Here is a 13,651-nt window from a genome sequence, read left to right on the forward strand (position 1 = left end):
AGAAACCGGAGTGTAAGTGGCCTTGGGCGTGATGGCCCGGGTTTGGCCATTGCGTCCAAGGTCCTTACACGCAGGTTTCTGGGCTGGTGAGCGCGTTTTTTCGCCAGAAAGCTTAAATGGCTGGGCTTTGACCATTTAGGCTTGAGGTCCTTATGTGGAGATTTCTGCGACTGTGAGCGCGTTTTTCCCACGACAACACACCAACAACACACTCACGCCAAAACAAAAGCCAGCCCCATCAGACTGGCTTCCCAACAACTCCTAATATAATGAAGCTTTCTTCCGCGCAAGATAAGCATCTTCGACCTTCTGATAACTCCCCTGCTCGGTCTGTTCCAGCGCCGTTGCTAGTGTATCCGCAGCTTGCTGATAATCAAAATGCAGATAAAGTTCCGTCGCATGCTTCACCGCATCGGCTACCGGCTTAACCGTTGTCTTGTAGCGGTTGGCATACTGCATCAATTCCTCAGTCAGACCGGCAGCATCAATCAATGCACTGGTTGCCTTTTTCAACGCTTCAATATCGTTGGCAATTTTAATCAAGAACTTCGCAATCGCATCCATATCGATTTTAACTTGATTCAAATCGTGATTCAGCTGTTCGATTTCCGAGGTGACATGCTTCACCTGATCTACATAATCCTGCGGCAGTCCCGGCAAGTGGTGGCGTACAATTTCATGTTTGATGTTGCGCATATCAAGCTCAAAGTTTTCTGCCTGCTTATTGGCAACAATCTCGCCTTTCTTCAACCCGGCCACATCTTGATTAATTTGAACCTGGTGCTTTTCAATTGCGGTTAATTGCTCCTTCGTCGCATCAAACCTGCCAATCACATCAGAATAAACTGCTTTGCCGGCCTCGATGGCATCAATGTCTTTCGTATAATTGGCATCAATCGTGTCGAGTTGCATTTTTAGATTTTTGGCCGTTTTGATTTCATGATGATTCAGGGTATAACTTTGATCCAGATGCTCCAGCTCGGTTTGCAACTCGCGATTCTGACGCAACGCATGGTCAATGAAACGCCGCAAGTCAGGGGTGGCCGCATCAACCCGCTTCTTGGCTTGCATTTCCTTTTCCATAATCGCATACATCTTGTCGATCTCGGCTTCGATTTCAGCATTAGCCGCAGCAGTCGCAGCCACGTCAATTGACTTCAATGTGGCGTTCGCGTCTTTCATTTTTGCTTCGACGTCCGCCACCATGCCTGGGATATCATCCGTGAAAACGTAATGGGCGGTGGTTAATTGCCGATAGCCATGTTGGATTTCATTAATCTGGCCGGGGAACTCATTGACCTGTTCATTGACCAGTGGGGGCAATTCCTTGACCTGCTTTTTTAACTCGTCCATTTGCTCGGCCAACTGCTTAATCTCTGCCTTAGCCGTTTGGTGATCGCCATCGTTGTTGATCTGGTCGATTTTTTGGAACAGTTGGGCGAGTTGTTGCAGCCGTTGTTCCAATGCCGGCTGGGCATCGCCGAAAACAAAGCTTTTAGCAAGGATGGTCTTGCGGGAAACCTGATAATCATCCCGCAGCCGCAACATTTTGCTCCGATTATCTGCTTCATCATGCCGAATATCCTGCAAGGCATCACTAATCAGTTCATATTGGTGGCGGGCCGTTTCGATTTTGGCTTCCAACACTTTGGCAATCTTAGAGGCGTGATCAAACCGGAATCGTCTGACCTGATCTTCCAAATCAAGCAAAATTTTCTGGAGATCTGCCAAGTCATGATCGTTTAATTGATCAAATGCCCGCTCCCATTTGCCAAACGTCGCAAGGCTGTCGCCGGTCAGCTTCAGTTGCTCAATGCTGCGGATTTGACTCGAAAGCGCACCAATATCAATCGCCTCGACCTTTTCGTCTAAGTTCTTGATGCGAGTCTGAAAATAATGCTGCAGCCACCAGACACCGCCAGCGGCCACAATTATAATCACGACGATAATAAAGAACCAGATCATCCCTACACCCTCTGCTTTACCGATTATCTTTTCTGATTGCATTTCGCCCGCTTCACAGCTAAAATGCCGTTAAGTGTCAAAACACGAGAATATCCTAGCTACAAGTATCGCAAAAAAAGCCTTCAGTTAAAAGGCCTATATGCCGCTTTTCATAAATTCCTAAAAGGACTGATCAAATGACGACGCTCGATCCCATCATTATCGACCAACTCGATGGCCTGCTCACAGGCGAAACCAACCCTATTACCGCACTCGCGAATGCCAGCGCGTTGCTAAACGATAGCATGGCCGACCTCAACTGGGCCGGTTTCTACCTTTTTAATACCAAAACCGGGCAACTCGACCTTGGACCCTTCCAAGGCAAAGTTGCCTGCATGCACATTCAGCCGGGCAAAGGCGTTGTCGGCACCAGCTTCCAGCAACAATCCGTCATCCGGGTTGCTAACGTCCACGAATTTGCCGGCCACATCGCCTGCGATTCCGCCAGCAATGCCGAAATCGTGATTCCGATAAGCGTTGACGGTAAAACAGTTGCCATCATGGACATCGATTCGCCAAAATTCGATCGTTTTAGCGAAGAAGACGAAAAGATCCTGACGCAATTCGGACAGACACTGGCCGAACACCTTGACACTGCCGCGTTAAACACGGTATACTAGCTCGCGTGTAAAATAATGCAGCAGCGGCCGGCATGGTCGGCTCCAGTCCTGCCTCGGCGTCAAGCCGGTGACAGTAGTAACCGCGGCTGCAAAGGTGAACCTTTGCAGGACTGCCCGTGTGCTAAAGCCGCAATTCGTTATTTTACTCCAAATAAAAACTTGGAGGAATATCTATATGTCTCGTTATACTGGTCCTCGCTGGAAGCAAAGCCGTCGTCTCGGCTTATCCCTTTCCGGCACTGGTAAAGAATTAGCTCGTCGTCCTTACGCACCTGGTGATCATGGTGCCAACAACCGTCGGAAGATCTCCGAATACGGTCAGCAATTGCGTGAAAAGCAAAAGCTACGTTGGATGTACGGCTTAAACGAACGTCAATTCCAGAACCTGTTCCTGCGCGCCGGCAAGATCAAAGAAGGTACCCATGGTGATAACTTCATGATCCTGCTCGAAACCCGCTTGGACAACATGGTTTTCCGCTTAGGTCTGGCTTCCAGCCGTCCGCAAGCACGCCAACTTGTTAACCACGGTCACATCACCGTTGATGGCAAGCGCGTTGATATTCCTTCCTACGAAGTACAGCCTGGTCAAGTGATCGGTCTTCGCGAACGCTCACAAAACCTCGCTATCGTCAATGACGCCATCGAGAACACCGTTTCCCGTCCGGCCTACGTCACCTTTGACGACAACAAGAAGGAAGGCTCCCTCGTTCGCTTACCAGAACGTGGCGAACTCGAACCAGAAGTTGACGAATCACTGGTTGTTGAATACTATAACCAGAAACTTTAATACTTCAAATGGTGCAACCAACTTATTCTATGAGTTGGTTGTTTTTTTATACATCAAAAGATCGGATCAGGAATGCTTCCCTGACTCGATCTTTTTGTATCTAATCATTAACTTAATCGGCTTCATTCATCCCGCTTCATCTTACGAACGGTCAACCAGATCAACACGTTGAAAACAATAATCCCCAAAATCAACACTGACGCCAAGACGATCCGTCCTACTGTGCTCTTGAGCAGGAAAGGTTGCCAGGCCGGGACACGGGTGGCGATTCCGAGAACGGCCATGATACCGATAATCGGAACGAATGGTAACCACATTGTTTTATCGGCTTGCCGCCAAAAAGCAAATCCCAGTGCGATTAACAAGATAACAATAAGTACAACGCCACTGACACCTGATAAATCAAGTTGCCAAGGTGTTTTCAAGAATAGTGGCAGCAGGAACCCTGGCGCAATAAGCGCACAACACGCCAGCCAAAGGAGAAAGATCCTCCATCGCCCCCATTGCTGATTTCTTTTATAAGTTGTGTGCCCAATATAAGTGACAATTCCCAGCGCCACAAAGGTGAAATAGATGCCAACAAGAAGTTCTTCACCGATGTCCCAAGGTTGCGTTGGCATCATTAAGGCAGGAATGGTTGTTACCAAAAAATAGGTGATCAAAACGTAACCGACCATTTTGAATGATTTAAACCAGCTGATTGGGACTTCAGCCAGAATATCATCGGTGGTTTCCTTTGGTTGTTTGCCAAAATACTCTAAGGCTGTGACGCCATCTTTTTGCGCAGCTAAAATATCTGTCAGAATCGTGAGTAACTCTTGTTCGATGGCTGTGCTGTCCTTTAATACCGCTCCCGTACGCATATATACCAGCAAATCCTCATAATAATGCTTATTGGCAGCTGTCAGTTGCGTCCGGAGATGATTATTTTCTTCAACGAGTTGGTCTTCCTTGGTCGTCATGGCTCATGCCCTCCTCTGCGGTTAATAATTGGGTAACATGCTGGGATAATTGGTGCCATTGCTGAATAAAATCATGACGGGCATCCATACCGTCCGAAGTAACTTGATAATACTTTCGGGGAGGACCGTCCGGTGATGACCTCAGTTGGCTGGTGATCAGCCCCTTTTTCTCCAAAGCCATGAGCAGTGGGTAAATGGTGCCCTTGGAGATTTCGGCAAAGCCATATTTTTCGAGTTCCTGGCTTAAGGTATAGCCATAGTATTCGCCCCGACTAAGTATGATCAAGACGCAACCTTGTAAGATACCTTTGAGCATTTGTGTGTGCAAATCCTGCGCCATCTTTTTTACTTTCTCTGCTAGTTGGTAATACCATCTAGTTCCTGCACATAATATACCCCAAGTTGGCCTAGCATGCAATACATAATACCTAAAAACACAATGTCAGCAAAAAGCCAGCCCGACTCTTCCATGTCAAGCTGGCTTTCTGGTAATATTGTGCTCACAAGAGCCTTACTTTGAAAAGTACCCGAAAATCGGGCATGGTCTCGGATATTTTAGGATTAAAGTGCAGACATTGGGTCAATCCTCAATGTCAGTGGTCGACCCAAAGCATTAGCAAGTTTTGTCAAAGTTTCAATCGTGGTATTGCTTCCGTTCTCGATCCGGACAATCGTTGTCTTGGGAACGCCAGATTTCTCCGCTAGTTTTGCTTGAGTCAGACCCGCTTCTTCACGGGCTTCCAACAAAGCCAATGCGCTTGCCATCTTATTCTTTTCTTCGGCATAGGTTTGTCGGAAAGAGGAATCCTTCATCATTCCGGCAAAATAAGCATCAAGATCACCTGTATGTTCCATCGTAAATTCATGCAAGTCTTTACTCATCGGCCGTCTTCCTCCTTATAATCACGGTAAAATTCAGCACGCAAATCAATTGCATGGTTGATCTCTTTTTGCGGTGTCTTTTGTGACTTTTTTGAAAAACCATGCGTAAAAGGCTGTCGGCTGAGAATTCAAAACTTTACAACCCCAAAACAATCAATAAGTGCTAAACTATGCCAACATCCTTTTTGATTAAACAAGCTTTCGGCGATCTGACATGCAAAAAAAGCGAGGTGCAAGCATGAATACAGCTAACTTCCATTTCACCTTAGTAACAAAGAAGGATCTTCTTGAACTTCAAGCTATGTATCGCGACGCTTTTCTACCAATCTACGAAAAATATCACGATGATGAGACAGATCCTTATTTAGAAAGCCTAAACTCATTAAACAAAAAATGGCAGCAACCGTCCAGCAAATTTTACTTCTTTGAGAAGGAAAAACAGCGACTGGGGATGATTCGTGTTATCACATCCAGCACCGGTAATGACGCACGAATTTCACCTCTGTTAATACTGCCTAAATACCAGAGTCATGGCTATGCTCAGCTGATGCTAGAACAAATTGAACAGTTGTATCCAACCGTCCACAGGTGGCATTTGGACACAATCGCTGAAGAACCAAAACTTATCCATTTGTATCAAAAAATGGGGTACATTCAAGATCCTGATCGCCATGAGCAGATTTTACCGGGTATGCACATCGTATTTTTTACAAAAATTCGCCATTAAAATTAACCGACAGAAGCGTTTGCCATTATCCCCTGCCCGCAACGTCAATTTTTAATCTTGAAGATAGCACTAATAAAGCCAGCCCGACTCTTCCAAGTCCAGCTGGCTTTCTTTTTAGAGAATTCTTCTAAACTTACGCCTTACCATGCTCTCGATACGTATACGTCAAGAAATAAAATGGCACCGCGACGACAAGCGCGCCGAGTCCAATGACAAGCTGGCTGACCTGTACCTGAACCAGCAACCACAAGCTGACCAGAATTGCTACTGCCGGGATAATCGGACCTAAAGGCAAATGGAAGGTGCTGCCCTTGTCTTTGGTTTTGGTGTGGGCAAATACGATGACGGCGAGACAAGTTGGGATGTATTGGGCAAATCGCGAGACTGCGCTGATCTGAGCCAAGTAGCCAAATGTGCCGGAGTAAGCAATGATCAGGGTGATGGTGGCGGACACAATGATGGCAACGTATGGCGAGTTCACGCGATTACGCTTGGCCAGCAATTGCGGCATCATGTGGTTTTCCGCAAGTGCCACGCCGGACCGTGGAGTGATGAAGGAACTGGCCACCAGCAGCCCGCCAGTTGATAGCAATGTCCCAGCCGCAACTAGAGCATTACCGAAGCCGCCTGCCACTTTGGCAAAGGCTGTTTGAATAGGCGTGTCGGTATTCGCCAATGCACTACCTAAAATGCCGGTGCTGACAACCTGAATCAGAATATAAAAGAGTGCGACCACCGTCATGACTGTGGCCACCGCTTTAGGCAGGTTTCGCTTGGCATTTTTCATGTCGCCTGCCGCAACCACGAGGCCTTCAAATCCGGTGAACGCGTAAAACATAACAACTGCGGCTTGGCCGAAGCTGCCGGATTTGTAACTGCCGCCGGGGAATAATGGCGTGAAGTTGCTGCCTTTAATAAAGAAAATGCCAATCGCAACGAATAACACCAGCGGGACCAATTTGGAAACACTAATAATGTTGTTGACGACGGTTGAAACCCGAACCCCAGCGATGTTCATCAGGGCTAGCCCAATGACCATGACCGAAATAACCGCGTCTTTGATCACTGGCTGGTTTAGTGACGGGAATGTGCCGACCAAGGCGGTGGTAAAGGCAACAGCCATCGTGGCCTCGGCAATAATGCGGATCGCCCAAGTCACAAAGCCAACTTCAAAGCCGACAAAATCGCCAAACGCATCTTTAGCATATAAGTATGGGCCGCCATCACGATCAAAATAAGTAGCTGCCTGCGCAAAACAAAGCGCAATCGTAATCACGAGCAACGCATCAAACAATAACACGAAAATGCTGGCGGAACCCATTAATTTGGCTGCCTGATTGGGTAAAAGAAAAATGCCGGAACCAATGATGCCATTGATGCCAAGTAAAATCATACTCCAGTAGCCCATTTGCTCTTTTTTCACGATGCTATTATTCATCAGCCTCACCTCCTACGCGTTTCACAATGTCGCTAAATAATGGTAATTGGTCGGGGAAACTCGACCACATGTTCTCCGGGTGCCACTGGACCCCGAGAATCAAATCAGAATCTTTGCTTTCCACTGCTTCAACCACGCCATCAGGAGCCTGCGCGGTTACCTGCAAATCCGGCGCGACCGCTTTGACCGCTTGATGGTGGCGGGAATTCACATAGCTGCTCGTACCCATCAGTGACGCTAAGTGCGAACCGGGTGTAATCGCGACATGATGCGTTGGCCATTGCCCCGGGGCGGCTTGTGAATGCCGAATTGTGGCTTTAGGATTTTGACTCGGTAAGTCTTGATAAAGTGTTCCGCCTAATGCCACATTTAAAATTTGAATACCGCGACAAATGGCAAAAATCGGCTTTTTTGCTTCTAAAGTTGCCTTAATTAAGGCTATCTCGAATTGATCCTTTTGATAAGTCGCGCGCCCCATGGCTTGAATGGGTTCTTCATGGTAAAACGTCGGGTCAACGTCCGGCCCGCCTGGCAAAACCAATCCGTCGAAAACAGCCACATACTGTTGTGCGAGCGTTTCGGAAACAGCATCATCTTCCGGATAAGGCAAAATCAAAGGCGCACCGCCAACTTTCACAATGGCGTTTTTAATCATATTGGGCGCCATGTCTGCGTAATTGAGATTAATGACAGGCGAAGGCGCGACCATTGAATCACCTGTAAGTGCGATAATCGGTCGCATTTTATCAGCTCCTTGTATTTTAGATATTCTTGTATTTTAATCTTTATATAATTATTTTCAACCAAGAATTTAATATGAGGCAGCAATTTCTTTTTGGACTGTGCCATTTAAAATAACATTTTTCCTTACACCGGTGGCATTTTGGACCTTTAAGAACGTCCAAATACGCTTATTTCGAATCGACGTGATTTTCTTAAAAAGTGACGCAAAAAACGGATCGCCATCCGCAACTCAGGAATGGCAATCCGTTCATTTAACTTGTCTAATTTACAAATACTAATAACTGCCCATCATCATTGATTATTTTTCAGGGCTGACCATCGATAACTGAATGCGCTCGCGAGCCAAGTCCACCGATTCGATCCAGACTTCAACAATATCACCAATCGCCACAACAGTTTTCGGATCGCGAACGAACCTGTGGGCCATTTTGGAGACATGGACCAAGCCGTCGTGTTTCACGCCAATGTCGACAAAGGCGCCAAAATCAACAACATTGCGCACGGTTCCCTCCAGCTTCATCCCCGGCTTCAGATCCGCCATGGTTAAAACATCCTTGCGCAAAAGCGGTGCTGCCATGTTGTCGCGCAAATCTCGACCCGGATTCTGCAAGCTGGCGACAATATCTTCGAGTGTTTCGGCACCAACGCCTTCATTAACGAATGGTGCTAGGTCAACGTTGCTGACTTTGGCGACCGCTTGTTGATCGCCAAGGTCTGCTTCGGATAACCCCGCCGCGGCCAGGATTTTTTTAGCGACAGGATAACTTTCCGGGTGAATGTCGGTGTTGTCCAGTGGCTGCTTGCCGCCGATGATACGCAGGAAACCGACTGACTGTTCAAACGATTTCGGTCCCAAACGTGGCACTTTCTTTAGCTCAGTGCGACTATTATACCGACCGTTTTCATCCCGGTAGTGCACAATATTGAGTGCGATTGTTTTTGATAAACCAGAAATACGGGTCAACAGTTGGTAGCTAGCGGTGTTCAGGTTCACACCAACTCGGTTAACTGCGCGTTCAACGACTGCATCTACTTCATTAGCCAGCTCTTTACTCGGTAAATCATGTTGATACTGGCCAACGCCAATCGACTCCGGATCAATTTTCACCAGTTCGGCAAGTGGATCCTGAAGCCGGCGGGCAATGCTAATCGCACTACGCTGTTCAACCTGCAAATCAGGAAATTCGTCGCGCGCTTCCTGACTGGCAGAATAAACCGACGCCCCGGCTTCATTCACGATCACATAGTAAATATCACGTTTAATCTGCTTGAGCGTCTCCGAAACAAACTGTTCGGATTCGCGGCTGGCCGTTCCATTACCAATGGCGATCATGGTTACCTGGTACTTTTCGAGTAACGCAATCAGCTCAGACGCGGCTGCCTCGCGCTTCTTTTCCGGCGCTGGTTTGTGCGGATAGATGACCGCTTTATCGAGAAACTTACCATTCTCATCTACCACCGCCAACTTACAACCGGTGCGGTAGGCGGGGTCAAAACCGAGAACAACCTTGCCCTTAATTGGTGCTTGCATCAGCAAATTGTACAAGTTCTGGCCGAATACTTTAATCGACTTTTCTTCAGCATCAACCGTTAACGTGCCGCGCACTTCCCGCTCAATGGCCAGTCCGACAAACCGCTTATAAGCATCCTGATAGGCGTCTTCAATGAATGCCGTTGCTTCGCTGTCAGGACGATTGTCGATGATTTTGAAATGAAAATACTGCATAACGGAAGCCGGATCAACTTGTACCTTGACCGTCAGAATCTTTTCTTTTTCGCCGCGGTTAATGGCCAGGGTTCGGGTCGGCGTCATCTTTTTGATGGTTTCTTCAAAATCATAAAACTGCTGGTAAACGCCTTTTTCGTCTAGTTCCTTGCCTTTGGTTTTAACCGTGGTGCGAATGGTTCCGGTTCGCATCGTAAAATTGCGCACCCAGTTACGAATGGCGGCAATCTCGCTGAACGTTTCTGCCAGAATTTCGTGTGCTCCGTCCAAAACATCCTGCACTGATGCAAGCTCTTTGTCTGCGTCTACGTATTTCTGCGCTTCGTCATTCAAACTGCCAGCGGGAAAGGACAGCAACCAGCGCGCAAACGGTTCAAGTCCGCGCTCCTTGGCAATGCTTGCTTTGGTTTGCCGCTTCTGCTTGTAAGGTAAGTAAATATCCTCGACATCTTGAAGCTTCGTGCTGGCGTGAATCTGCTGTTCCAGTTCAGGCGTCAGCTTCCCTTGCTCGGCAATGCTTTTGATCACCGCTTCTTTGCGATCCTGTAAGGCCGTCACATGCTTGTATGCTTCCTCGATCGCCTGAATTTGCACTTCGTCGAGGCTGCCGGTTATTTCTTTTCGATAACGGGCAATAAACGGCACCGTATTGCCTTCTTGCATCAAATTCAAAACGGCGCTGATCTGATGATGGGTGATGTCGGTTAAACCCTGTTGCATTAACTGGACAGTTTGTTCTTCAATCAATTTAACGTTCCTCACAATTTCTACTTGGCTTGTTGTTGACTCAATAAATACTATATTACCAAAATTGCGGCTGCTTTTCTTTTAAGGATTCGTACTTTGACTGATTTTCGGCAAAAGATCAGTACTTGGTCAAGTTGCTTTCCGTCCGCAACCACGCTTCATATTGATCGACATACCACTGGTCAAATCCGCGACCGCTTTTGAGGTAAGAGTCCTTATTGGTTTTCATAATAAGCCCGATCAAGGCATTCTTCTCATCAGGTAACGGCGGTAATTTGGCACGGTCTTCTGTCAGGCTTTTGATAATCGATACTTTGGTTGGCCGTTGTAAACCGTAATCTGTGACCTTTGCTTCAGCATAGCCTTTTTTATACCGATGCACACGCGCATTGAATTGAATAATCTCGCCTTTGGTCAAAAGTCCCAATTCGGCAAACTGCTTCGTATAGTTAAGCCAAAGATGATCCGTCACCTCTTGATCGCCAAGCATAACGTGTTCAAACAAGATAGTTGGCAAAAAGCGCGTATTGATTTTCCCGCGCATCGTTCGCTTCATCCCAATGCCGGCATAAGTTGCCTGAAACGTGAAGCGTTCGTCAGAGCCTAACTTTTTAAGTTTTTTTCTAGTCATTTGCGCCTCCCCAGTTTCAACTGACCATTGTTTGTCAGCTAGTGTGTTAATAATAGATTTTGCTAAAAGCGTCATTTCTGTTAACATAGCTAGCGAAAATTTTTAAATGGATAATGGAATATTAGCTACGAGGCGTTGGGCAAACTGCCCTAATTGTTGGAGGAAAACATGCTTATTCGAACGATGCAACGCCGCTCTTTTATCAAACAACCGGGTAACATGCTAACCACTCCGCGTTCCCGCGAGGTCTGGCATGAGCCCGATCTTAGCGATTTTCGGGAACCTTATGAATGGATGCGCCATCAGTTTGAACTTCGCCGAATGCCGCTAAATCCTGATAATGCGTTGCTCTGGGGCTGGATTCATCCGCTTCACGAGGAGGACCAATATCGCGGCTTCAATGATCGGCGCGCTGCGTCAGTTCAGTTAATCGTTGATATTCCCGGCCAACTTGTTCTAGCGAGTGATTTTGATGCGTGGCATATCCCGCTAGGTCATAGCAATTTTTCCGACAATCTTTCTGGTAATGATCATGACTGGGAGAAGTTATTCGATGAGCACTGGCTTTTAATGAACGGCTGGGAACCGCAAAATAAAAATGCTTACGTGCAGTGTGTTTTTCCATATATTAAGCGGGAATGGATTCGCAACATTAAGTATTTTCGCGGCATTTATTAATAACAGTTTCAGATTTTGAAGCGTGAGGTGACACCGTGTCACCTCATTTGCGAGATAACTAAAAATGCCAGCACACTTGTAATAAGCACACTGACAAAACAATCACCGTTTCAGAAATCTTTCAAAGAACTAGAACCCTTACTTGGTAAATTTAAAGCAAGACTGATCAGAGTTCCAGAGTATAGACATTTTCGGTTACAACTTTGTGAACATCTGTCAACTGTTTGATGTTTTCAGACTTACCGACATAATATGTCTCCATGTCCTGACCGTATGCAATCTCGTGATCGTGTTCATCGTAAACAGCTACCTGCTTATCATTGGTGACACGGAAATGAGTCCATTCAGGTACATGATTCTTGGAACTGTGACCATGAACAATTGATGCTTGATAACAAAGTCTTGCGCCAATTGCCTGGTACAACCCATTGGCCGCTTCATCATCAAGCGTATAAATTAACAAAACTCCACCACGCATCTTCAATCGTCCGCGCAATTGCTTCAGCAAGGCTTTAGCGATCCCAATATGTTGATAATCAGGGTGCACTGCAAGGGTATCAAGTGTGGTCAGGACTGTCCCTTCAGGAAGACCATAAGAGGCTGCTCTTGCTTGGCCTTGATCCAAAAAGATAGCCTCTGCAATACCAATAACTTGTTGATCCTTAATTGCGACAAGTGAAACACCTGTGTCATCCGAAATAGTTTCCTTTTCGGCGGTAATCTCGTCTTGAAACGAACTACGCATATATGCCAGTGCCCGACATCGCAACCAGCTTTCCAGCATTTCCGGTTGATAATTTTTAATTGTGTATGCGACCATCGTTCCTCCCCATTTTGTAAACATCTTCCATCAATCAATCTCGGTACCTTACTTTCCCGCGTCAAGCCACTGACCAATCCGCTTTTCATAAATCCCCATCAACTGCTCTTGCTCAACAAACTTTCCAAATAGCCTGATCGTTGTCATCTCAGCCTGATAGACAGGCGTCACGACCTTTAGTTGCCTGGTGCGATGCGGATCTTTTCTCCCCATATCGGCCAGCCAGATGCGAACATCTTTAGGTGTCTGCAAAGCCGCCACGTCTTTTGCAGCGGTCTGTTTTAACAATCGCGCGAATTGATCGGCCATTTGAACGCCTTTGCTGTCGAGATCGCCTAGATACGCATAACGCATGCCGCGTTCTTCCAGATGCTGGATAAGCTGAACATAAACATCATTGAAGTCATTGCCGGATTGCAAAATTAATGGCCAATCCGGATGCTCTTGATGCAGCAACGCAAAGACGCCATTGTTTTCAATTACCACCGCCTGCGTGTTTTTCAACGGAAAGTCGAGCATTGGTGTGAGTTGCCAAGGATTCAATGTCAGCGGCTGAGGCAGGTCGGTCGCAAAAATATTGGCCGAGGTAAACGCCATTCCGATGAGGCGCGCCGTCAGTTCATTGACTTGGCCGGACTGAAAGCAATGGGTCATGACCCAGCGATAATAGGCAAAAAGCGGCGGATCTTCGCGCGGATCGTTCAAGGTATGAGCGCTTAATCCCAGCGCGACTGCCTGATGTCCACGAGGCGGCAAGGCTTTCCCCCGCCCAATTTGATCAAACAACTGATCCAGTTGCGCGGCTTTTTCCGGTGCCACTTGGCCTGTCTGGCTTTCAAAAGCATTGCTGTAACGACTCACGCCTGTCATCCCCCTTTGCTTACC

At 47.0% G+C, this 13,651-nt stretch carries 14 protein-coding genes; 4 read left to right on the top strand and 10 right to left on the bottom strand.

The annotated features are described in order from the left end of the window. Positions 1 to 261: 261 nt before the first annotated feature. Complete coding sequence (gene ezrA, locus GSO_RS02790) at positions 262 to 1,965, bottom strand: septation ring formation regulator EzrA (RefSeq protein WP_010488725.1); 1,704 nt, start codon at positions 1,963 to 1,965, stop codon at positions 262 to 264. 176 nt (positions 1,966 to 2,141) lie between these two features. Here ezrA and GSO_RS02795 point away from each other — a divergent pair, with 176 nt between their 5' ends. Together GSO_RS02795 and rpsD are read left to right on the top strand one after the other, a co-directional pair. After that, positions 2,142 to 2,624, top strand: a complete 483-nt coding sequence (locus tag GSO_RS02795) for a free L-methionine (R)-S-oxide reductase MsrC (protein ID WP_010488727.1) — start codon at positions 2,142 to 2,144, stop codon at positions 2,622 to 2,624. A 175-nt stretch (positions 2,625 to 2,799) separates the two neighbouring features. Next, entirely contained in the window at positions 2,800 to 3,411 is a 612-nt protein-coding gene (gene rpsD, locus GSO_RS02800; protein WP_010488729.1) for a 30S ribosomal protein S4, read from the top strand. Between the two features lie 122 nt (positions 3,412 to 3,533). Here rpsD and GSO_RS02805 read toward each other — a convergent pair whose 3' ends face one another. The 3 genes from GSO_RS02805 to GSO_RS02820 all read right to left on the bottom strand — a co-directional run bounded on the left by GSO_RS02805 (position 3,534) and on the right by GSO_RS02820 (position 5,255). Beyond that, positions 3,534 to 4,373, bottom strand: coding sequence for a DUF1129 domain-containing protein (locus GSO_RS02805; RefSeq protein WP_010488731.1), 840 nt, complete (start codon positions 4,371 to 4,373; stop codon positions 3,534 to 3,536). Then, the gene (locus GSO_RS02810; protein WP_010488733.1) at positions 4,345 to 4,713 is read right to left on the bottom strand and encodes a PadR family transcriptional regulator; all 369 of its coding nucleotides are present in this window, start codon (positions 4,711 to 4,713) and stop codon (positions 4,345 to 4,347) included. Before GSO_RS02810 ends, GSO_RS02805 begins: the two co-directional genes overlap by 29 nt. Before the next feature lie 221 nt (positions 4,714 to 4,934). Next, positions 4,935 to 5,255 carry a helix-turn-helix transcriptional regulator gene (locus GSO_RS02820; RefSeq protein ID WP_010488735.1) on the bottom strand — a complete coding sequence of 107 codons (321 nt, stop codon included), beginning with the start codon at positions 5,253 to 5,255 and terminating at the stop codon, positions 4,935 to 4,937. A gap of 238 nt (positions 5,256 to 5,493) precedes the next feature. Here GSO_RS02820 and GSO_RS02825 point away from each other — a divergent pair, with 238 nt between their 5' ends. Beyond that, on the top strand, positions 5,494 to 5,982 hold the full coding sequence (locus GSO_RS02825; protein ID WP_010488737.1) for a GNAT family N-acetyltransferase: 489 nt from the start codon (positions 5,494 to 5,496) through the stop codon (positions 5,980 to 5,982). 133 nt (positions 5,983 to 6,115) lie between these two features. On the opposite strand, the gene GSO_RS02830 is transcribed toward GSO_RS02825, so the two are convergent. The 4 genes from GSO_RS02830 to GSO_RS02845 form a co-directional block, all read right to left on the bottom strand. Continuing rightward, positions 6,116 to 7,420 (bottom strand): APC family permease, encoded by a 1,305-nt coding sequence (locus tag GSO_RS02830; protein ID WP_010488739.1) that lies wholly within the window; start codon positions 7,418 to 7,420, stop codon positions 6,116 to 6,118. Continuing rightward, on the bottom strand, positions 7,413 to 8,162 hold the full coding sequence (locus tag GSO_RS02835) for a gamma-glutamyl-gamma-aminobutyrate hydrolase family protein (RefSeq protein ID WP_010488742.1): 750 nt from the start codon (positions 8,160 to 8,162) through the stop codon (positions 7,413 to 7,415). The genes GSO_RS02830 and GSO_RS02835 overlap by 8 nt, the downstream gene beginning before the upstream one ends. Positions 8,163 to 8,462: 300 nt before the next feature. Continuing rightward, complete coding sequence (locus GSO_RS02840; RefSeq protein ID WP_010488744.1) at positions 8,463 to 10,637, bottom strand: Tex family protein; 2,175 nt, start codon at positions 10,635 to 10,637, stop codon at positions 8,463 to 8,465. 118 nt (positions 10,638 to 10,755) lie between these two features. Then, entirely contained in the window at positions 10,756 to 11,268 is a 513-nt protein-coding gene (locus tag GSO_RS02845; protein ID WP_010488746.1) for a hypothetical protein, read from the bottom strand. Positions 11,269 to 11,436: 168 nt separating this feature from the next. Between GSO_RS02845 and GSO_RS15440 the strand changes: the two genes are divergently transcribed. After that, entirely contained in the window at positions 11,437 to 11,946 is a 510-nt protein-coding gene (locus GSO_RS15440) for a hypothetical protein (RefSeq protein ID WP_010488748.1), read from the top strand. A 166-nt stretch (positions 11,947 to 12,112) separates the two neighbouring features. On the opposite strand, the gene GSO_RS02855 is transcribed toward GSO_RS15440, so the two are convergent. After that, entirely contained in the window at positions 12,113 to 12,766 is a 654-nt protein-coding gene (locus tag GSO_RS02855) for a GNAT family N-acetyltransferase (protein ID WP_010488750.1), read from the bottom strand. A gap of 48 nt (positions 12,767 to 12,814) precedes the next feature. Next, positions 12,815 to 13,627: a DUF2399 domain-containing protein gene (locus GSO_RS02860; protein ID WP_010488752.1), complete on the bottom strand. Its 813-nt coding sequence runs from the start codon at positions 13,625 to 13,627 to the stop codon at positions 12,815 to 12,817. Positions 13,628 to 13,651 lie beyond the last annotated feature (24 nt).

The organism is Lacticaseibacillus zeae DSM 20178 = KCTC 3804 (assembly GCF_000260435.1).
Classification (GTDB): Bacteria; Bacillota; Bacilli; order Lactobacillales; family Lactobacillaceae; genus Lacticaseibacillus; species Lacticaseibacillus zeae.